The sequence below is a fragment of the Paenibacillus baimaensis genome (genome assembly GCF_025567575.1).
The window spans coordinates 235,245-256,980 of sequence record NZ_JAOQIO010000016.1 but is presented as its reverse complement, the minus strand read 5'-3'; the positions used below and the strand labels follow the sequence as shown (position 1 = coordinate 256,980).

At 46.0% G+C, this 21,736-nt stretch carries 19 protein-coding genes; 5 read left to right on the top strand and 14 right to left on the bottom strand.

Features of this window, described 5'->3' with window-relative positions; genetic code table 11:
• The coding region (locus tag OB236_RS08110; RefSeq protein WP_317259326.1) for an IS6 family transposase at positions 1 to 582 on the top strand (582 nt) is incomplete at its 5' end.
• A 116-nt stretch (positions 583 to 698) separates the two neighbouring features.
• On the opposite strand, the gene OB236_RS08105 is transcribed toward OB236_RS08110, so the two are convergent.
• The gene (locus tag OB236_RS08105) at positions 699 to 1,604 is read right to left on the bottom strand and encodes an NmrA/HSCARG family protein (RefSeq protein WP_262683492.1); all 906 of its coding nucleotides are present in this window, start codon (positions 1,602 to 1,604) and stop codon (positions 699 to 701) included.
• A 453-nt stretch (positions 1,605 to 2,057) separates the two neighbouring features.
• On the opposite strand from OB236_RS08105, the gene OB236_RS08100 reads away from it, so the two are divergent.
• Positions 2,058 to 2,627 carry a TetR/AcrR family transcriptional regulator gene (locus tag OB236_RS08100; protein ID WP_262683491.1) on the top strand — a complete coding sequence of 190 codons (570 nt, stop codon included), beginning with the start codon at positions 2,058 to 2,060 and terminating at the stop codon, positions 2,625 to 2,627.
• Positions 2,628 to 3,037: 410 nt separating this feature from the next.
• On the opposite strand, the gene OB236_RS08095 is transcribed toward OB236_RS08100, so the two are convergent.
• Positions 3,038 to 3,601, bottom strand: a complete 564-nt coding sequence (locus OB236_RS08095) for a class I SAM-dependent methyltransferase (RefSeq protein WP_262683490.1) — start codon at positions 3,599 to 3,601, stop codon at positions 3,038 to 3,040.
• A gap of 242 nt (positions 3,602 to 3,843) precedes the next feature.
• Here OB236_RS08095 and OB236_RS08090 point away from each other — a divergent pair, with 242 nt between their 5' ends.
• Both OB236_RS08090 and OB236_RS08085 read left to right on the top strand, forming a co-directional pair.
• Complete coding sequence (locus OB236_RS08090) at positions 3,844 to 4,176, top strand: BlaI/MecI/CopY family transcriptional regulator (RefSeq protein WP_408638428.1); 333 nt, start codon at positions 3,844 to 3,846, stop codon at positions 4,174 to 4,176.
• A 75-nt stretch (positions 4,177 to 4,251) separates the two neighbouring features.
• Positions 4,252 to 5,841, top strand: a complete 1,590-nt coding sequence (locus tag OB236_RS08085; RefSeq protein ID WP_262683488.1) for a M56 family metallopeptidase — start codon at positions 4,252 to 4,254, stop codon at positions 5,839 to 5,841.
• Positions 5,842 to 6,048: 207 nt separating this feature from the next.
• Here the strand turns inward: OB236_RS08085 and OB236_RS08080 are convergent, their stop codons facing one another.
• The 7 genes from OB236_RS08080 to OB236_RS08050 all read right to left on the bottom strand — a co-directional run bounded on the left by OB236_RS08080 (position 6,049) and on the right by OB236_RS08050 (position 15,392).
• Positions 6,049 to 7,095: an alpha/beta hydrolase family protein gene (locus OB236_RS08080; protein ID WP_262683487.1), complete on the bottom strand. Its 1,047-nt coding sequence runs from the start codon at positions 7,093 to 7,095 to the stop codon at positions 6,049 to 6,051.
• Positions 7,092 to 8,720 (bottom strand): response regulator transcription factor, encoded by a 1,629-nt coding sequence (locus OB236_RS08075; protein WP_262683486.1) that lies wholly within the window; start codon positions 8,718 to 8,720, stop codon positions 7,092 to 7,094. Before OB236_RS08075 ends, OB236_RS08080 begins: the two co-directional genes overlap by 4 nt.
• Complete coding sequence (locus OB236_RS08070) at positions 8,713 to 10,527, bottom strand: sensor histidine kinase (protein WP_262683485.1); 1,815 nt, start codon at positions 10,525 to 10,527, stop codon at positions 8,713 to 8,715. Before OB236_RS08070 ends, OB236_RS08075 begins: the two co-directional genes overlap by 8 nt.
• A 73-nt stretch (positions 10,528 to 10,600) precedes the next feature.
• Positions 10,601 to 11,941, bottom strand: coding sequence for an ABC transporter substrate-binding protein (locus OB236_RS08065; protein WP_262683484.1), 1,341 nt, complete (start codon positions 11,939 to 11,941; stop codon positions 10,601 to 10,603).
• Positions 11,942 to 11,968: 27 nt separating this feature from the next.
• Positions 11,969 to 12,799, bottom strand: a complete 831-nt coding sequence (locus tag OB236_RS08060; protein ID WP_262683483.1) for a carbohydrate ABC transporter permease — start codon at positions 12,797 to 12,799, stop codon at positions 11,969 to 11,971.
• Positions 12,800 to 12,811: 12 nt separating this feature from the next.
• Positions 12,812 to 13,747 (bottom strand): carbohydrate ABC transporter permease, encoded by a 936-nt coding sequence (locus tag OB236_RS08055; RefSeq protein ID WP_372237372.1) that lies wholly within the window; start codon positions 13,745 to 13,747, stop codon positions 12,812 to 12,814.
• A 199-nt stretch (positions 13,748 to 13,946) separates the two neighbouring features.
• The gene (locus tag OB236_RS08050; RefSeq protein WP_262683482.1) at positions 13,947 to 15,392 is read right to left on the bottom strand and encodes a DEAD/DEAH box helicase; all 1,446 of its coding nucleotides are present in this window, start codon (positions 15,390 to 15,392) and stop codon (positions 13,947 to 13,949) included.
• Positions 15,393 to 15,652: 260 nt separating this feature from the next.
• Here OB236_RS08050 and OB236_RS08045 point away from each other — a divergent pair, with 260 nt between their 5' ends.
• The gene (locus tag OB236_RS08045; RefSeq protein ID WP_262683481.1) at positions 15,653 to 16,414 is read left to right on the top strand and encodes a DeoR/GlpR family DNA-binding transcription regulator; all 762 of its coding nucleotides are present in this window, start codon (positions 15,653 to 15,655) and stop codon (positions 16,412 to 16,414) included.
• 128 nt (positions 16,415 to 16,542) lie between these two features.
• Here the strand turns inward: OB236_RS08045 and OB236_RS08040 are convergent, their stop codons facing one another.
• The 5 genes from OB236_RS08040 to OB236_RS08020 form a co-directional block, all read right to left on the bottom strand.
• Positions 16,543 to 17,394 carry a glycerophosphodiester phosphodiesterase gene (locus OB236_RS08040; RefSeq protein ID WP_262683480.1) on the bottom strand — a complete coding sequence of 284 codons (852 nt, stop codon included), beginning with the start codon at positions 17,392 to 17,394 and terminating at the stop codon, positions 16,543 to 16,545.
• A 149-nt stretch (positions 17,395 to 17,543) separates the two neighbouring features.
• A complete protein-coding gene (locus OB236_RS08035) occupies positions 17,544 to 18,869 on the bottom strand; it encodes an ABC transporter substrate-binding protein (protein ID WP_262683479.1) in 1,326 nt (441 codons plus the stop codon).
• Between the two features lie 63 nt (positions 18,870 to 18,932).
• A complete protein-coding gene (locus tag OB236_RS08030) occupies positions 18,933 to 19,763 on the bottom strand; it encodes a carbohydrate ABC transporter permease (RefSeq protein ID WP_262683478.1) in 831 nt (276 codons plus the stop codon).
• 39 nt (positions 19,764 to 19,802) lie between these two features.
• Complete coding sequence (locus OB236_RS08025) at positions 19,803 to 20,681, bottom strand: carbohydrate ABC transporter permease (protein ID WP_262683477.1); 879 nt, start codon at positions 20,679 to 20,681, stop codon at positions 19,803 to 19,805.
• Entirely contained in the window at positions 20,674 to 21,726 is a 1,053-nt protein-coding gene (locus OB236_RS08020; protein ID WP_262683476.1) for an ABC transporter ATP-binding protein, read from the bottom strand. The genes OB236_RS08025 and OB236_RS08020 overlap by 8 nt, the downstream gene beginning before the upstream one ends.
• Positions 21,727 to 21,736: the final 10 nt, after the last annotated feature.

Genomic DNA, 21,736 nt, shown 5'->3' with positions numbered 1-21,736 from the left:
TTACAACTCGCACATACAACGACCATGCGATGGGTTCATGAGTTTGGGCCAGAGCTAGAAAAGCGAATTCGTCCCTATTTGAAGCCGACTAATGATTCTTTTCAGACGGATGAAACCTACATTAAAGCCAAGGGACAATGGAATTATCTTTACAGAGCTGTAGATTCAAACGGCAATAGGATTGATTTCATGTTGTCTGAAAATCGAGATGCTCCTGCTGCCAAACGATTTTTTAAGAAGGTGTTAACTTCATCACACAATCAATCACCACGCGTGATCGCTGTCGACAAAAACCCAGCGTACCCTGCCGCAGTCCAGCAATTGAAGGTCGAGAAAGTTATGAGTCAAGAAACAATACTCCGACAACAGAAATATCTCAACAATATTATTGAACAAGATCATCGATTCATAAAGAAAATCATAAAACCAATGTTGGGATTCAAGTCCTTCAAAACTGCCGAGAAAACCATCGCGGGAATCGAAATCATGCATATGATAAGGAAAGGGCAGGTTGAATATAATCATTCACCTGCCCTTTCTGCTGTTGAATTAATCAACAAATTATTTTGTTTGACAGTCTAGTAAAGCCACAAAATCGAGGATAACTTGTTTGTTTTTAAATTGTTGCACCAAAACCCCACTTACGCTCCGGCTTGTTTGATCTCAGGTTATTTATTGAAGCCGTTTTTTCTAATAAATTAAAACCTGTCTCTATTCTCCTCCACCCACTCCGCAAAAGATTTAAACAACACGCCGTACTCCTTCGTTTCTTGAATGTCAAATCCGTAACCGCCAACATCTTCCATCCATTCCATGCTGTACACCGTTCCTTTCAGCATCCCCCGCTTGATAGCTTCCTCACTGCTTACCTTTTCGTAGACAATTTCTTTATCAAGCACGCTGCTCAGCGTTTCCGCTATTTGCGTCATGGACAGCTCGTCTCCTGCTACATTAATATCTTTTCCACTGAATTTGCCAGGGTTCTCAAAAGCGGCCCTGGCGAATTTGGCTGTATCCCCTCCGGAACTAAGCTGAACCGGGATATCTCCATTCAAATTGCCAAACATGACCCCGTTTTTTAGTTCAGGCGCCATAAGAGCTACGTTGGGCTCCAGGTAATTTTCCATAAACCAACAAGGATGCAAAATCGTCCAATACCGAAAACCGCCGTTGCGTATGCTTTCTTCGATGTCGTACTTATGATCCCAGTACTCCGTCAATATCTGGTATTTATCCCAACGCGGAAATTGATTGCTGCCAGCCACCGATGTGTGTACCACTTGTTCGATTCCGGCTTTCTGTGCGGCTTGCACCATGTTGGCGGCGTTTCGCGGCTCAACCGACGGATCATAGGGATCCGCATACTGTACCGAAAAAATCGCCGACACATTCTCCATAGCCGGTTCCAATGATGCCAAATCCGCCATGTCCCCTTGAACGATCTCAGCGCCTTTTGCAGCCATCTGCTTGGAAGCCGTTGACTCCGGGTCCCTGGTAAGAACACGCACCCGATGGCCGTGTGCCAATAACTCACGGGCTACATTCCCGCCTTGTGTTCCTGTGCCTCCAATAACCAATATCAGATGTGTTGAATTTGGTTTCATCTCAACTCTCCTATTCTTAGTGAATGTACAACAGAATTATATTACCGAGGTAAAGTTTTGTCAATATAAAAGTAATAATATAGCTTACCGTAGTATTGCATACTTTTTATAAGTTTCATGCGCCACCCGTAAGCTGTCAGGGTGATGGTAGAGCTCTAAAAGCACAAAAAAAGACCGAACAAGGCAGCTTGACGCGCTAATTGCAATCTGCTTGATCGGCCTGTATGATTGGAATTGTTCTCTCTGCGCTGTGATGTCAGTATGAATCCAAGCGCATCCTTTTACCCTGCGATTTAAAGGCACACCTGCAAAAAATCATTTCCTGCAACCTATCATAATCTTACTTTGGTAATAGCATTGAACATCTCAGTAACTTTTAACTTCACCAAGGGAACACAATACTATTTCTGTGTTAAATGATTTATACTGTTGGAAAAGGAGAGGATCTACACGATGAGCACTAGAGGCGCAACAAAAGAACTTTTTTTATCCACCAGTATAAAATTATTTATCGAACACGGATTCGATCAAGTGACGATTAATCAAATTTGTAAAGAGATGAATGTGACTAAAACCGCATTTTACTATTATTTCAAATCCAAGGATGAGTTGATTTCGGGATTTTTTTCGGTTGACAATCTAATGTCCAATGATGATTTTCTGGACGTTCTGTCTGCCAGCGATTATGCCAATCAGGCTATGAAAGCTATGGAAGTATATATTAAGCATATTGTTAGTGCGGGCGTTAAAATGACAAAGGAGTATTACAGGGTCTACCTTCGAAACGAAATTGTTCCGCTCACCAAGGACAAATCATCGTTATTGGGCAGCATTATTCCAACTTTAATTCAACGAGCCAAGGACGCGGGTCAAGTGAAGAATGCAGCGAGTGCCGAAGATTTGCATGATTCGATGTGCTATATAGCCAACGGGATATGTCTTCATTGGGCAATGACAGACGGCGGTTTCGATGTTCTGGAAGAAAGCCGAAGGCAGTTTGAAAATTTGCTAATCGTGAAATGAGAACGCGCTGCAATCAGGTTGATGGTGCCTCCACCCTTTCGCATGCCATGATTTCATTCCATAATTTTCGTAATTCAACATCATTCATTTGATCTTCCGCATTTAAAGAAATACGAACGGATTCCTCCGGCTTTCCCTCCTGGTTACGAGTCAAGAAAAAGAGCTTCTCCTCTCGCTCTCAACATCCCATTTTGCGCGTACCTCAGTGAGTTCTACACAAGCTTCTGGATAGCTTTGCAGAACTAAGCATGACAAAGTCGATCGGCGCAAAGCTGAATCCATCGGACCACCCTAAACGGTATGCCACCCACATTCTGACTCCCAGACAAGTTCTCGTTCACCAATAAACGCCAACAAACATCGGAGCCATCTGCCCTGATGCTTGTTTTTGGCGTACATCTGAATGTCTTCTACTTGCGGCTGTACACGTAAACCTTGGTTCGATATAGGTCCTTACAGGTGATCATGCGATCAGGCTCCCAGTCTGGCATCGCAAAGCAGACGCTAATCACCAGCGCTCCCGGTGCCAGCCGCTCCTGAAGGATTGTACTCAGACGTCTCATCGCGCCGGGGTATAAATAGCAGACCACGATATCCGTATGATCATAGGAGTACCCATAAATATTGCCATAGCAAAAGGCCAGTCTGTCTCTATTTCGGTCACGGACTGACAGGCGACCGATCAACTGCGAGCTCCAAAGCGGAATGAGCGAATTCTCAATGCCAATCAACCGCCAACCGGGACAATGCTTGACCAGATGCAGAGCGAGCGTTCCCCAACCAGAGCCAGCTTCTACAATCGATCCTTGTCTGGAAAATCGGTTGATTTCGGCGGCTACCGTGCGGCGGACCTGAAGCGATGAAGGCATCGGCGAAATTCCGTTCAACAGGCTGGAGGTTACAATCAACAGCATCACAAGCAGCATGACGGCTATGCATACAACTGACATGATTTGATAAAATGGAACCGCCACGCTTCTCCACCCTTCTTGGTTACTTTTTCAGACAACGACTGTGTCTCCTGAGGCTCTATTTTATCACGCCTTCCAGATTTAAAATACTTTGACAGCCATTCTGCCTCCATATTTAAACTTACAGTTGACAGCTGTAGATTACAACTGTAATATAACTATTGTATTACATATGTAATCCATAAAAGTCAGGAGGTAAGCCTGTGACAAATGTCCCCCAAATATCCGATGCGGAATGGGAAGTGATGAAAGTACTTTGGGCCAGGACGCCACGTACCGCCAACGAGGTTATCGAGGCTCTGGAAGATCAAACCGATTGGAAACCAAAAACGGTAAGAACGCTTTTAAACAGACTGACCCAAAAACAAGCTATTTCGTATTCGCAGCAAAATAAGGTGTACGCCTATTTCCCGCTCGTAACCGAGGACGAATGTGTAAGGTACGAAACCGAGTCTTTCCTGAAAAGGATTTACGGTGGTGCCTTTAAACCGATGTTGGTTAACTTTTTGAAAGAAGACAAGCTGTCTGCCGAAGATATTAAAGAATTGAAAAGCATCCTTGATGATAAAACAAAATGAAAGAGCTGCAGGCAAGCAGCAAGCCCGCCATTATCGCATCTGAAATGATTACAAGAGAGAAAGGGAAGGGTGAATGTGAATCAAATAACGGAGCAGCTTATCAAGCTGTTTGATTGGGTATGGTCGGTCTCGATCATGGCAAGTGTCCTGGTTGTACTGATTATTGTGATGCAGCGTGTGCTCAAGCATCGGTTGAAACCAAGATGGCATTATTTGATGTGGCTGCTGGTTATCGTCCGATTAATGCTGCCATGGGGCCCGGAGAGTGAATTCAGTATTTATAATTGGACCGGTTATACGGATTCCGTTCACTCTACCGTCCATGTCATTCAGGAGGAAAGAGTTGCCGAAGCTGCACTACCGGAAAAAACTACTGCCCAAAAGATGTACCGAAATGTTTTTGTGGTATGGCTGATTGGTGTGTGTGTATTGGGGGCGTACACGTTTTGGATCAACAGAAGATTTGCCCAACAGATGAGTAAAGAGTCGGTTATGATAACCGATGCAAGAATACTGGAGCTTTTTAATCAATGTAAACAAATGATGTCGATTCATAAACCGATTTCTCTGGTGGAATCCCCCAGTACGTCTACACCGACCCTTTTTGGAATGATCAAACCGCAATTGATCATGCCTCAAGCTATACTAAATCGTTTGAATGATGATCAATTGCAGCATGTGTTCCTGCATGAATTGGCCCATAGCAAGCGCAATGATATTGCGGTCAATTGGTTCATGCATATTTTGCTAATTATTCACTGGTTCAATCCCGTCCTGTGGTATGCGTATCGTCGAATGCGGGAAGATCAGGAAATCGCCAGCGATGCGCTTGCGCTCAGTTACCTTGCTCCTGACAAAAGCCAGGACTATGGACACACCCTCATCAAATTATTGGAAAATTTCTCGCAGCCGGCAAGAATCGCAGGGAACGTCAATCTTACAGGCAGCAAAGCACAGCTGCAAAGGAGAATTACGATGATCAAACAGTTTAAATCCAATTCGTACCGCTGGTCTTTCCTTGGGATAGCAGCCATAATCTTCATCAGTGGCTGCACTCTTACAAATCCCAAGACCAGTGAGACAGCTTCACAATCACCCAATAAGGCCATCTCCGAGGAAAAAAACAAACAGTCAGCTTCCTTAGAGTCGAATACGCCGTCTAACCAAGACAAACCAGGAACGTCTGATTCTGCCGGGACGCCATCAACGCTGTCGGAGACCAAACCGACACTTACCGCTTCCACAGAAACACAGCCTGCCGTAGAAGGCAAGTCGGGAACGGCCGCTCCCGTTGTATCACAGCCTGCCGTAGTGGATGATAAGCCGCAAGCGGGATCGGTAGAGAAGCCGATGCTGTTCGCATCCACAAGTCAGGAACCAGCGGTTAAGGAAGACAAACCAAGACCAGTCGCATCCGTAAGGCAGCCAGCGGTGTTGGACGACAGACCGAGACCAGCAGCTGTTGCTGTACCGGAGCTACCCGTGTCCGACGAGAAGTCGAGACCGGCTCCGGCACCTGCCGCAGCGCAGAAGCCAATGCTGTTAGAAGACACAACAAGATCAGCTCCTGCCGCAGTACCACTACCACCCGTGTCCGATGAGAAGTCTAAACCAGCTCCTGCCCCTCAAGTCGTAGTGGAGCCAACGACCATACCTAGCAGCTAATCGCTCTGCAGTGGATCTGTCAGTGGTATACCGTAGCTATTTAGGTACAGAGAATCCACAGTTTGGGTCGATGCCTTTACCGCTTCCGATGCAGCCGATGTTTGCTCTAAGACACCCTTACTACCAGACTGCCGGGAATTAATTACCGGCAGTCTTACTGCAGCTTCTGCACAAGCAGGAGCAGTCAGGACGCGAGACAGCTTCAGCTCAAGACCCCAAATGCTCTCTGACAAAATCCCATACACGGTCTTTAAAGTAACGGTGTCCCCCGTCTCCGACAAACAACTCGCATCGGTCAGCTGCACCGAATTGCTCATATATGTTTTGAACATGCTCGAAGGAAATATGTACCCCTTCTATTGGAAAGAGCGGGTCGGATTCGCCGTTGATCATCAGCACAGGACGGGGAGCAATCAATCCTATCACATCATACATCTCTCCGACCTGCATCATACCGGGAACGGCATTGCAGATACAATGATGGACCGACACCACCGAGTGCTCAAACGTACAAAAATAACAGCCCGGCGCTACCAAGCGAATACGTTCATCCAGGGCTGCTGTAAATACGCACACCGCACCACCGCTGGAATTACCTGTTATCATAACCTTGTCCATATCCAGCTCCGGGCGAGTCGCTGCATAATCCAGCACCCTGCTGAAGTCATGAACCCGTTCGCCGATTAAGGAACGGCCAAACATTAGCGATATCCGCTGCAGATCATCGCAAGATTTGCTTTTCCCTTCGTCCATATCCTCCTGCCGAGCCATCTCCCAGAACCCACGCACTTCGGGTACAATAGCGGCATAGCCCTGCGCAACCGCTTGCTCTGCTAAATCCCGATCCTGGCGAACAGCCTCTTCCCGCGCCTCCAGGCTCTCAAAGTTACCAGCATAGTCCTCCTTGCCGCGTCTCCCGTGTCCATGCGCACAAATCGCTAATGGCACCGGCTTTACCGTATTCTTCGGCAGCAGAAGATAGAACGGTACTTCAATATCGGTTTCACTTGTGATATAGATCTTCTCCCGGACATAATCAGGAAACTCGACTATTTCCGTTACTCGCGGCGATAGCGGGACGCCGGCTGATTGTCGTCTGATTTGCTCAAGGCCTGTGATCTCAGCCAGTTTACTGCGAAAAGCCTGCTGCCATTCCAGCCACTTCCCTGTGTCCAATACTTGGTGATAATCAAACTCACGGATAGTTTTTGCCAGAACCGACTGAATATACTTCTTCTCGTCAAAGTAAATCATTGTTTGTTCCTCCTCGTATCGCTGCCCCGGCTATAGATCAGTGGGGGTACACCGATTTCATTTTTGAATAGCTGAATAAAGTAACGCTTATTGTCGTAGCCCAACGTATAAGAGATCTCTTCCACCGTTTTGTCCGTGTTATCCAATAGCTCTCTGGCCTTATTCATCTTGGTTTGGATCACATATTCAATAAAGGTCAAGCCCGTTTCCTTCTTATACAATCTGCTGAAGTAGGAGGAATTCAAGTGCAGGTAATCAGCTACCTCCTCTAGCGTTATTTTTTGATGCAGATGATCCTGAACGTATCGCTGCGCTTCACTGATTTCCCCCCGCTTGGATTGTTGAAATATAGTGCCCATTTGCGAAAGCATCTCCTCCAAATGCACTAACATCCAGCTTTTCAATTGATTCGTATGATCGATCTCGCTCATCGTGCTGTGGAGAACCTCAACGGAATAGTTGGTTTGGAATTTTTGCAGTGATTTGAATTTAACTCGCATGTCCAGTAGCAGCTTCAATACCCATTCCTTCACCATATCCGGAGGAAACCGTTCTTTCTCTACAAAGGACATCCATCTGGAAGCCGCCTCCTCCATGCCCTGGACATCCTCCTGCAAAATAAGCTGTTTGATTTCCTCAAGCGCCTGGGAAAAGTAGGTAAACAAATCTGCTTTTGAAAATTCCTCTTCCTTAATAACACCTATATACCCTTCCGGCAAATAAAAACGATGTTCGAGCGTATTTAATAGCTTGAGCAGGTTAGCTTTTAGCTGTTGCGGCTGTCCAGATCGTTCACCCAGATAAAATGAGACCTGGACCCTTAAATATTTGGTCAGTGAATCCTGAACCTGCTTGAGAGTATCGTTCACCAAGCTGTATCCGTTTTCCTTCACCGTCAAGCGGCAGGGGATGAATAAGAATCCTGACTTGGTACTGTAGCGAAAGCTGATCGCCCCCTCCACCTTCTCCAACATTTCATCCATCACATTATCCACCGCATACATCAACATGTCATCACACATATTCAAATTCTTTTTCGTTTGCGCATGCTGTTCGATGTGATAAAGCACAAGCAAGTAAGGGTGAGCTTCATAGTTAATGCCATACTGCCTGAGCGTATCCAACCACTCTTCCTTATGCCATATCTGGTTATTCATAGTGCCCAACAAAAATTTTTGCTTCAGCTCCGCCTTATTGTCATTTAAAATATGCTGCAGCTGTTTTCTCTGTTTCCGACTCTCCCTCACCGCATCCAGGCGCCCGCAAAGCTGCTGCAGTTGGGTCGTTATCGTATCAGGAGATATGCTTTCCTTCAGCATGTAATCCTGAACGTTCAGCTTCACAGCCTGTTGAGCATAATGAAAGTCGTTGTAGCAGGAGAGGATGATGGTGCAGAGCTCTCCGTTCAGTTCCTTTAGCTGCCTGATTAACTCGATACCCGATATGTGCGGCATACCGATATCCGTAATCAGAATGTCGGGCATTTCTGCCTTTGCATGTTCAAGAGCCTCAAGGGGGTTATCATACATGCCCTGCATGAGCAAGCCGAGCTCATCCCATGGTATGATTTGTTCCAAATATTCCAGTACGGGGTAATCATCATCAACCAACATGACCTTATACATTCGATTTCCCCTCCCTGCGATGGCTTCCTGGAATATAAATGCTGATCTTGGTTCCGATGCCTTCCTCACTTTCTATAGCTAAAGTGCTGTTACAACCGTATATGAGCTGTAGACGTTCGTAAGCATTTTTTAATCCGATTCCCGAGATATCAGTGTGACCAGGGCCGCTCTCTTCCGCAGCCAAACCGGAAAATAATTTCTTCCGCAGCCTATCCAGCACATCCCGCCCCATGCCATCCCCATTGTCCTCTACCGTTATAGCTAATCCTTTGGAATCCTTCCAGCTCGTGACCCGAACGGTACCACCTTTATGCTTTAACCCGTGAAGGATAGCATTTTCTACAAAAGGTTGAATGGAGAAACGCGGAATTTCTTCCAATAATGTATCCGAAGCAGGGCTAAGCTCCAAAACAATAGGCTCCTTATGCCGGAAATTGACCAGCAGGACGTAGTTGGAGATCAGCTCAAGCTCGTCATGCAAGGAAATATACTCATTGTTGCGATTGATAGTCATCCGCATAAACGAGGACAAGGAGCTGAGCAATTCAGCATTTTCCCGGTCACCCTTCATCCAGATTTTCATTCGCACGGAATTAATCGTATTGAACAGGATATGAGGATTCACCTGAGCCTGGAGCATTTCGAGCTCCGCTGTCCGTTTGCGTGTCTGCTCCAACGTAATTTGTCCGATCATGAGCTGGATACGATCGAGCATATGGTCGAAAGATTGGGCGAATTCTCCAATTTCATCCTGAGTTGAAATATTTGACCTTACCGTTAAATTCCCAGAACGCACCTTGGCTGCCACCTTACCCAACAGCTTGATAGGCTTGGTCAACTGGTTCATCAGATACAGCAAAATGATGAGAAATACGGCAAAACAGGTGATCGTCAGCAGCAAAACATTTTGATGGACACGACTGATGGTATCGATCGCTTCTTTATAAGGCACCATGCTGACCAAATACCAATCCGAAAAAGACAGCTTATGCCTGACCAGCAAAAAATCCTTGTTCTGTTCCTTAACGAGGACCGGTCCCTCGCCCTCATCCCCGATCTGGTTCATATACGGAAACGTTGTACCGATTCGCGAAGGGTTGGTGTGCGATAGCACGGCTCCCTTACTGTTCACCAGCATAATCTCTTGCGAGCTGCTGTAATTTTGAAATATATGGTGAATATCCGTTTCGAACATGCTGGCGATAATATAGCCGCTCGTTCTGGAGGAATTTCGAATCGTACGGGCAATCGTGATCAGATATGGACTTTTACTAGCACTGGAAACAATGTAGTTGGGCTGTGTTCCTACCCAATACGTTTCCAATGCATCTCTATTCTCCAATTGACGAAACCAATCCAGGCGTGTGAAATTCAATGGATCGTAATCCTGAAATTCAGAATAATTAGAGTAAGCGGTTCCAGATGTATCTATGACGGCCAAATAGATGGGATTGCTCGCAGCCGTCTCCACATTGGCAAATTTCTCATTCATCCTCTTGATCTGAAAAAATCGGGCTGTAGATCCCTTCTCTGTCATCGTGTCATTCAAAATCGTTGTAACCTCATTATCGAACTGAATGACATTCGTGGTGTATATCAGGTTGTTGATCAGATTCGTAACATAAATATCCAATGTATATAAGGTTTGCTCCGTATTGGCAACCGCTTGCTCCTTCAGCACATCCTTCGTAATATAGTTGGAAATGAGCACTGCGATGACCATCGGGACAATCAAACAAAGGATCGAGGAAACGAGCAATTTTTGCCTAAATGACTTGACGTTAAGGATCTGTGCCCAACCGTTCATATATTCACTTCTTTTCCGTTGTTAAGAAAAGGACCGAGGAGCCCTCATCTCCTTGATCCTCATCTATCATCCATTACTTTTTGTTTGCTGCTGCAATTTTGTTCAGCGCTTCGGTCCCCTGGGAAATCGTCGTGTTGAGATCCTGAACACCAAGCAGGAACTTTTCCGTTTCCCCATTAAAAGCTTTCGCTGCTTCCGCGCTATATGTAGGAGGCATATCCAACTCAGCAAATTTAAATGTATTCATTACATGCAGCAACGATTCCTTATCCATAAATTGTGGCTGGGCCACATTACTCATAACCGTATCGACAAGTTTGGATTTGTCCGCTTTCTTCCAGGCGGGAAACTCCTTGCCTTGCAGAACCAACCCTTCCGTCGATAAAAAGCGCGCTGCCTTATAAGCTTCTTCTTTATGCTTCGACTTGGAGGATATAGCGATGAAATCTCCGTTAACTCCTGTATATCCACTCGTATCATCCTTGGAAAATTTCGGATAAGGGGCGTATACCGTTTTGAAGGTTGCCGGCAATTGAGCCGTACCTCCAGATTCCTTCACCAGCCATGACCCGTCAAATACCATAGCGATATTGCCTTTCATATAAGCAGCACGGCTATCCAGCTTTTGCGCGATAATATCAGCATACGGCATTGCCGTTTTATCAACCTGCTGCGCCTTCCACATCAACTCCAGCGATTTCCTCGTCCGGGCGTTATCCACATTGGGCGTCCCGTCTTTTTTATACATCCCGTTTTCCTGTGGTTGATTCGATAGAACAGGATTCAGTAATGTATTATGGAAATGGCCTCCGTATACCTTTTTCACACCCTCGCCCTTCGTCAGCTTCTTGGCGTAATCCATGTACTCATCCCAGGTCCAATCCTTCGGCACGGGAAGTCCGGCCGCATCGAGGTAATCTTTATTCAACAGTACCAGCTTTGCACTGTATTTTCCAGGAATGGCATAGTATTTTCCATTAAACTTCATGTCCAGCATATACTCGTCATCGTAGTTAAGACCTTCCTTTTTCATATACTCATCAAGCGGCTCGAGCATTCCCATGCCAATACGCTGTGAATAAGCACTTGAGCTATTGAGTACAAAAATATCTAATTGCTCACCTGAAGCAGCCAATAAATCGAGCTTTTTCATAGCATCAATCGCACTTTCAGTAAGAAATTCATACTCCAGCTTAATGTCGGGATTCTTGGCATTAAAAGCGTCAACCGCTTTGTTAATCGCTTCCCTCTCATTAGTGTACCAGCTGTGCAGCTTAATGACGACTGGCTTTTTTTCAGACGGGTTGTCTGTCTTTTTATTCGGATCCTGCGCACTTGGTCCGGAAGAACAGCCAAGTATAGAGCCACAAGCAAGTATTACGGTTAATGGTATCGCTAGCCATTTTATTGTCATGATATTTCCCCCATATCGTTCGAATGTTTACCCTTTAACGCCACCAAGAGATATGCCTTCAATAACCTGCTTCTGTCCAATAACGAAAATAACGAGCAGTGGAATAATCGCTGAAACGGTACCCGCCATAATGAGTGAATAAAATTGTCCATTTTCGTCGGCAAACGACTGAATGCCTAATTGCAGCGTATACAAATGCTGAGAGCGAAGAAAAATAAGCGGGTTCTGATAGTCATTCCAACTCCATATAAACCGCAAAATCGCATAAGTCGCAATCGCTGGACGAACAAGCGGTATCCCAATATAAACAAATGTCCGATAATGCCCTGCACCGTCAAGCTTGGCTGACTCCATAAGCTCCTTGTTAATTCCCAGAAAGAACTGCCTTAGCAAAAAGGTTCCGAGTACGCTGAAGCTGCCAAGCAGAATAAGTCCCGTATGGCTGTCAAACAATTGCAACCAGCGGTAAAAGATGAACTGGGGAACCAGAATGGCTTCGTGCGGAATCATGTAGGTGCATAGCAGCATGAGGAAAACCACACTTTTGCCTTTAAAATCGATTTTGGAAAAACCGTAGCCCGCCATGCAGGAAACTACAATGGAAACACATGTCGTGATGCAGGTTATTTTCAGAGAGTTCCAGTAAAAAAGCGGGAAGGGAGATTTCCCCATCCACACGGCTTTATAATTGTTTATCGCATTCCAGTGCCGAGGAATCCATTCAACCGGATAATTGAACACATCCGCTTCCGGCTTTAATGAAGCAGAAAGCATCCATATAAACGGCAGCATGAATGCGATTCCGAAACAAGACATGATCACGGTGATCATCAATTTCGTTGGATTGAGCTTTGTCATGCCTTCACTCCCTTAATAGTTAACCCACTTCTTTTGCCCGTACCACTGGATAAGCGTGATAAGCAAGACAAACACGAAGAGCACCAATGCCATTGCCGATGCATAACCGATATTCAAATTAATGAAAGCGGTTTCGTATAAGTAATATACGAGAACCGAAGTTGACCGCGCCGGCCCTCCCTGCGTCAAAACGCTAATAATATTAAACACCTTGAAGGAACCGATAATACCCGTCACGAGTAAAAAGAACGATGTCGGCGAGAGCATAGGAATTGTAATACGCGTAAGCTGTACCCACGGGCTGGCACCATCCATCTCCGCTGCTTCGTAAAGATCCTTGGGGATCGACTGTAGTCCGGCCATATAAATAATCAGGTTAAACCCGATTCCCGCCCAAGTCATAATACCCATGAGTGAAGGAAGCGCATAATTCACATCGGCCAGCCATTTGGGAGGATTGGAAACGCCCATCGCAATCAGCATTTGGTTAACCGGGCCATGGCTCGGATGAAATAATACTTGCCAGACGATACCAATAGCGACAATGCTCGAAATATAAGGCATGAAATAAATGATTTTAAATAAGTCCTTGCCATAAACCGATTTATTGATCACAACCGCCAGTAGCAGAGCAAGGATCATTGTCAATGGAACGATCAGAATAAAAAGCATATTATTCATAATCGATTTCCAAAAAATCGGATCGGCCTCTAATCTTTTAAAGTTTCCTAAACCAACAAATTTCATTTGATCGATGCCCGCTACAAAATTCCAGTCCGCAAAGCTTAATAACAGCGAGGCGATGACTGGCACCATAACCAGTACGAGAACACCGAGAAGCATCGGTCCTACAAATACATAACCCGTCATCGTTTCGATCCGGCGAAGCCGATTGTTGCTGGCTTTAGATTTTCTCGCCTGCAGATCGATAGCCGTGTTGGAATACAATGAAACATCTCCTTTCCATAAGCAGCTTTTTTAGTTGATCAACTAAGTTATCTTCATTATGGAGGATCCCATTTCACTAAAACATGCAGAGGTTTGACCGAATTGTAATTATTTTGACTAAAATATCTCATGAACGTACGAAAAGCAGGGGCAAGGGAATTCCCTGACCTCCTGCTTGCCGGCTGAATCTATTTACCTCTTACTTAAAAGCTTCATGTACCTTAAGCTGCTTCCCTTTAATCGTCGTATTCTTCATCGTTCTGAGTACGAGTGGGCCTTTTCCATTTAATATATCGACATACGTCACATTATCCTGAATCGTAATGATGCCGATATCCTCCACTGTAACCCCTTCAATTTTGGCAAGCGTTCCGACAAAATCGACTGCTCTGAGCTTTTTCTTCTTGCCTCCATTAAAGTACAGCTTCAAAATCCCCTTGTTCAGCTGTTCGTTTCGATCCGCCTTAAGCTCAGGCTGGGTCTGCATTTTCGCTTCAAATGCTTCCCGGGCAAGATCGACTTCTTCTGCCGAAGGAGCTTCCCTTTGCGGTATTTCGAATCCAATATAGCCCTGGATATCTGCAAGAAACCGCTCCTCATGAGGCGTGACCAGACTGATCGCTTTACCGGTTTTGCCTGCGCGGCCGGTTCTTCCTGTCCGATGCACATAGCTGGCTTTTTCCATAGGCAGGTCATAGTTGATGACATGTGTGATATTATCGACGTCGATGCCTCTCGCCGCTACGTCGGTCGCGACCAAATAACGGAATTCTCCTCTTTTGAAAGCATTCATTACCTTGAAGCGATCATCCTGCATCATGCCCCCATGGATTTTATCACACGTATAATCAGCCCGCTCCAACTGCTCGCACACCTCGTCCACATGCTCCTGAGTACGGCAGAAGATCATACAGCTATCGGGATTTTCCACGATAATCACATTCTTCAGCAGCTTAAACTTATGCTCCTCTTTCACCATAAACAGTGAATGCTCGATCTGATCCGCTGTCGTTACCGCAGTCTGAATCTCGATGTCGATGGGATTTTTCATATATTGGTGACACAGCTTCTCCACGTCTTTAGGTAAAGTAGCCGAAAATAACAGTGTGATCCGATCCTCGGGCAGCTCGTCGATAATCGCTTCCACCTGATCGATAAAGCCCATTCTGAGCATCTCATCCGCTTCGTCAATGACCAAAAATTCAAGCCGCTCCAGATCGAGCGTTCCTCTTTTGATATGATCCATCACTCGTCCCGGGGTACCGACAACCACGTGGCACTTTTGATTTAATTCGAGCTGCTGCTTGGCAAAGGGCTGCTTGCCGTATAACGCGACCGCTTTAATCCGTTTGAACCGGCCGATGTTGGTTATATCCTGTTTCACCTGATCGGCAAGCTCCCGCGTCGGTGTCAAAATTAACGCCTGCGGCCTGTTCTCCTCCCACCCTACCATTTCACAGATTGGAATCCCGAATGCTGCCGTTTTTCCACTGCCCGTCTGGGATTTCACAGCAAGATCCTGCTTCGTCAACGCAATCGGGATCACCTGGCTTTGAACATCAGTTGGCTCCTCATAACCAAGGCTTTCCAATGCCCGTACAATATCTTCACTTAATGTATAGTCTCTAAAGCTTCGTTTACTCATCGGTGAACTCCTTTTATATGCCTCTATTGCATCACACAACGCAAGTGCTTGCCTCAAATTATATATCAGCAGCTAGAACAAGTCACCCATTCTCGGTGACGCAGCACTTTTTGTTGATTAAGGGGGAACCATGCTCGTTGTATCCATTTCAGATATGGGGTCAATATTGACAGGTAAGGTGGTTTCATGTAGCCTACAAACATATATGAACAAAGATATAAAGGGAATGTGCGAAACATTCGTCAAAATGGGGGATAGCCTTGCTAGCTGCTGAAAGAAAACTGAGGATCGTAGAATATGTGAGACAAAGTCGGGTGGCTACGGTTTCAGCATTGGCCCGTGAATTTGGTGTTCATGAGGCTACCATTCGGCGGGACCTCGGGGAGATTGAACAGGAAGGTTTATTGAAGAGGACCCATGGTGGCGTTATTGTTGAACAATGGACTCATGATGAGCCACCCTTCATTGAAAGATCGAATCAACGTCTGGAACAAAAAATGCGAATCGGTAAGATGGCGGCCAGCATGGTCGAGGATGGGGAACACATCATCATCGATTCCGGGACGACCACCTTGCATATCGCCAAAAACCTGGTTCATCGCTCCAACATTACCGTAGTAACGAATGATATGAACATTGCCGCTGAATTGAAGGATGCATCCGGTATTAAAGTTATTGTAACGGGCGGCGAGCTCTACCCTTCCAGTTATATGCTAAATGGCATGTTTACGGATCACGTCCTGAGATCTCTGCATGTCGAAAAAGCATTTATGGGTATACCGGCTATACATCCCAAGCACGGCTTGATGCATCCGGAGGCTCAGCTGGTGACGGCTAAGCAAGGGATGATACATGCCGCTCAAGAAATTATCGTTGTAGCTGACGATAGTAAAATCGGCAAGCTTTCCCTTCATTCTGTGGCCCCTAATAGCTCTATACACAGCTTGATCACGGGGAAAGAAATCCAGGAATATGATATCAAAGAATTCCGCGATAGCGGTGTTAACGTAATCACGGTTTGATACCTATCTATATTGAACGTGCAAGGAATAGCTGCAGTTAACAAACAAGAGGGAGGGGCGTTAAGCCCCTCCCTCTTGTTTGTTAATGATCAGTATGATGATTGCAATATTTGTGATGTTATGTTGGGTCAGACAAAGCTGTACCGCTCAAGCGTCGCTACGAAAACCTTAGGCTCATCTACTGCAAATCTCCTTATCCCTAAATCCAGCAAGGCAAATAAGGATTCCTGACTGAAATGAAACGGCAGCACCTCAAGCTCCAGTCCCTTATCAGCGAGCTGCTCCAAAGCCATCTGCAAATACTCGCGCTGTACCTCGTATGCCCACGGTTGGCTCGTGGTTTCTCCTGAGTTATCCGCATCAACCAGATGAATTTGCACAATATCCAGAGCGTCAAAGCCGCTATCAGCTGCTGCTGCGAACTTGCGCGCAACCTCCGCTTCGGGATTCGATCCGCCCGATATCCATAACATCGTACGAATACCGGGGACAAGCCGCTTCATGATTCTGCAGTTCTCATGGTCCCGATGACAGAATATGATTTGCCGCTCAACACCACAGCGTTCAATCAGCGCCGCCAGCTTATCCAGATCAACCTGCTTGTAATCCAGATACAGCTCCCGCTCAGGATGAATCGCCAAGGCAGCTAGTACCCGTTCAAGCGAAGGCACCTTTTCTCCCCGATACTTATCGCTGAATCGGACACCCGCATCCCAGGCTTGCGTTTGCTCAAATGTACATTCCGATATGAGCCGGTCACGATCTGCTTCCGAGGCCGTTGTTGTGCGGCGTGGTGTTTCATCGTGCATACCGATGATGATCCCATCGGCGGTTTGCCGGATATCAATTTCTGGAATGCCACCAAGCCCCCACGCATACTCCATCGCCGCCATCGTATTCTCTGGAAATTCCGCAGCCGTGCTTTGATGAGCCTGCCAGTGAACACGCTGTGCAGCAGCTTTCTTGTTCGTAACGGACATAGTGATGTTAAACTCCTCTCTAAACTAGATAGACGAGCTTGATATTAATCATTCATGTTTTGTTTGTTTATGCTCATTTATGTTTATTTAGATTATCACCGGAAAATATTTCTGTCAATATGAAGCTATCAGCTCCGTTACCCAAAACCCTACTTTTTCATAAGCTTATCGGCTGAATTTTTAAATGTAGTCAATGTTGTCTGAATATCCTTGTTGTCATACATGATCGCTTGCATAGCAGAACGGAACTCCTGTACAATCGGCGTCCATGCCAAGTGTTTATTCGTATCAATGGCGTATTGAAGCTGATCATAAGCGACCTTACGATTCGGTTCTTTTGCATACAGCTCTTTAATTTCTTTGGACTCTACCATTTTCTTCGTGAACGGCAGGTAACCGGTGTCGATTACGAACTGCTGTCCGCCCTTGGGGTCCGTCATCAACCAGTAGATAAACTCCCACGCAGCTGCTTTGTTTTTGGATGAGGCCAACATGGTAACGTTCGCTCCTCCGGTTGGCGTGGCGTACACATCATTTTTGGGCAGGAAGGAGGTTACATACTCAAACTTCGCATTTTGTGCCATACCCCCGATACTTCCCGTCGATTGAAGCAGCATGCCGATTTTTCCATCCACAAACATTTGATTTGCAATATTCCCCGAATCCTGAGTCGGCGGGTAGAACAATGCTCCCGTATTCTGAAGGTCCTTCAGGTAACTGAACACTTTAAGCCCTACGCCATTGTCGTAAAACCCGACCGAGGTGCCTTCATCATTAAAGAATTTGCCTTTGGACTGAGTCATCATCGCAATGATATACCAGTCATCAAAAGGCATGGATAAGCCCTGACGTTTATAAGCACCGTTTTCTTTAATAACCAGCGCATTGGCGACGGTTTTCATTTCTTCCCAGGTCGTAGGTACCTTAAGCCCTTTTTCATCCAGCATCGTCTTGTTGACATGAAGAATTGGCGTGGAGCGGTTCAAAGGCAGAGTAACCAATTTTTTATTAAAGGTAGAGTGGCCCATCAGACCTTGAACAAAATCATCTGTGCTTAAATTCGATTTCTTCAAATAGGGTGTCAAATCCTCCAGCACGTCTGCATCGGCAAACAACTGAACGAAGGAACGTTCCAGCATACTGACATCCGGCGCCGTATTGGCTGCTGCTGACTGCTGAAGCTTTGTAACTACTTCATCATATCCGCCCTGGAAGGTACCCACTACCTCAATATCCGGATGAGACTCATTGAAGCGTTTAATCATTGCATCCGTATATTCGCCGTTTTTACCTCCCATGGAATGCCAATACTGAATCGTCGTCTTGCCGGCCTTTGCTGGTGCTGGCGCTGCCGTCGGTGCTGCTGTTGGTACTGGAGTGGCTCCACTGTCATTGGCTTGAGGTGCTTGACTACAACCTGCAAGTACACCAAGCAGCATCGTTGATGCCATAATTGTAGATACTTTATTATTCATTATCATCTTCCTCCCTTTTCTTCGTGCACAATTATGAACCCTTATTCGAAAGCGATTAAATGATCATTTAATCCCTGAATAAACAAATGCCTTTACAATTTGCTTCGAGCAAATCAGATAAACGAACAAAATCGGAATGACTAAAGCCACATTACCGGCCATAATAATATGCCAGTTACTGATACCTTCCGTCTCTCTAAGCATGGCGATTCCGAGCGTCAGCGGACGAACCGGGTTCGAATCTGTCATCACGAGTGGCCAAAAGTAGTCATTCCAATGACTGACAAAGCTGAATAACGCGATTGTTGCCAGTGCCGGCATAGACATGGGTGTCATGATTTTCCAAATAATTTTGAACTCACTGGCGTTATCCAGCTTGGCCGCTTCAATAATTTCTTCAGGAATTTGCATGAAATATTGGCGTAATAGGAAGATGCCGAAGGCGTTAGACATAAAAGGGATAATTTGCGGCCATAAGGTTTTGATTAATCCCCAATCAGCGAGCATCAAGTAGACAGGGATGAAGGTGACTTGACCTGGGATCATAAAAGCCAGCAGCACCATGCCAAACAAGATCTTTTTCCCTGCAAAATGGTATTTGGCAAAAGCGTAAGCAGCCGGAATCATCACAGCAAACTGCAAAACGATGATGGACAGCGTGACGACTATCGAATTTTGGGCATAGGTCAAGAACGGACCGGAACGCATAGCAGTCGCAAAATTATTCCACTGGGGCGATGCCGGGATTAAAGTCGGAGGAAACGTCAAGGTTTCCTGAATGGTCTGCAGTGACGTGGAAATCATCCAAAAAAACGGAAAAACAAAGATGATGAGAAGCAGAACTTTCAATAAACTGCTTAATACCGACCAGATATGCCTGGATTCAAATGTCATGAATGTACGAACCCCCTTTCTCTCCGTCGTTTGGATCGCCTATTGATAATGCACCTTTTTGGACAGCAGCCGGAAATAGACGAACGTCAACAGGCTAATAATAACCAGCAGTACGACCCCGGTAGCAGCCGAATAACCGATACTCGTGGTTCGAAAACCATAGATATAGTAAACAAGTGTATTGGTTGCATTATTAGGGCCTCCGCCCGTCATGATTTTGACGGTATCAAACACCTTAAACGAGCCGATGGTCATGATGATCAAGATGAAAAACAGCTGCGGTGATATCATGGGCAGTGTAATTTTGTAAAATACTTTAAATCTGCTTGCATTATCAAGTGCTGCCGCTTCGTATATCGTAGGCGGTATACTTTGCAGTGCAGCCACAATAATAAGCGTGTAGTAGCCGACACCCTGCCATACCGATACGATGATGACCGATAATAATGCTGTATCCGAGCTTTGCAGCCATTGGGAAGTGGGCAGTCCCACCGCTCTCAGAGCAAAATTGAGCAATCCCTGATTCGGTTCCATCAGCCACAGCCAAACGAGCGATACCGACACAATCGATACGATATGCGGGGTAAATATGCCTGCCTGCACAATCGCATTGAAGCGTATTTTTTTGTTCAGCCAAATCGCCATCAGCAGCGAAATTACCAGCGTGAGCACAACAACGCCAACGGTATAGGTCACTGTGTTCCCCAAAGCCTTGTAAAAGTCACCCCGGGTAAAAATTTGCTCAAAATTTTCCAACCCGATAAATTTGCTTTTCGATTTGTTCATCAGATTGTATTTATAAAAGCTCAAGTAGATCAGGTAAGCAATCGGGTAAATGACAAAGGTCAAAATCCCGAGCATTGCAGGAGCGATCATCAGATAGGGACGCACCGTTTCCCAAGCTGTTTTTTTAACCATGGGAAAACCCTCGCAGCTTCCGCATATAGTCATCCCATTGTTTGTGATCCTTGCCTATCCGGTTGTTGTCCGCCCCGAAGAAATCCAGCTTCGCTTCCGGTACACCGAGGTAAACCTCTTGGTCGACGGCAAACAGATCCTCTGTACATTTCACCATAAAAGCATCCGGTCCCGATCTAACCTGATAAATCGTTTCCGACCCCAGCATTTCCCTCGTCACAATCACACCACGCAGCGATAAATGGTGCTCAGCGGGCTTGGCCGACAAGATGGCACTCTCTGGACGGAAGCCATATTTCACCCCGCCCACTCCCAAATCGCCAACATTCATCGGGGGAACTCCGATAAATTGTGCGGCAAACAAATTGTTGGGCTGACGATACATCACATCCGGCGGGGCCTCCTGCTGAATTTGACCCTGATTCATCAAGACGATCGTATCCGCCATTGACATCGCCTCCACCTGATCATGAGTTACGTAGACGAAGGTCGTACCGAGCTTTTTGTGCAGTTCGATCAGCTCAATCCGCATCTGCACCCTAAGCTTCGCATCCAGATTGGATAAGGGCTCATCCATCAGAAACACCGAGGGCTGCTTGACCATAGCACGGGCTAATGCAACACGCTGGCGCTGACCACCTGACAAGGTAGACGGTTTGCGGTCCAGGTACTCATACAGTCCAACCGTAGCGCTGATGGTCTCCACCAGACGGGTCCGCTCTGCTTTGGGAACCTTATTATTTTTCAAACCGAACTCAATATTTTCCCGCACCGACATCGTCGGGTAGATGGCATAGTTTTGGAACACCATCGCAACCCCTCTTTTGCCAGGCGTAATGCTCGTTACATCTTTTCCATTAATGAGTACCTGGCCTGACGTCTGTGGATCGATACCTGCAATCATGCGCAGCAGGGTTGTCTTCCCGCAGCCGGACGGACCCACCAGTACCGTGAATTTGCCGTCTTCTATCGTTAGATCCAGATCCTTGATGACTGTGTGTTTCTCGAATGTTTTGGTAACTTGTCTGAACTCAATGGAAGCCATAAGCAATCCC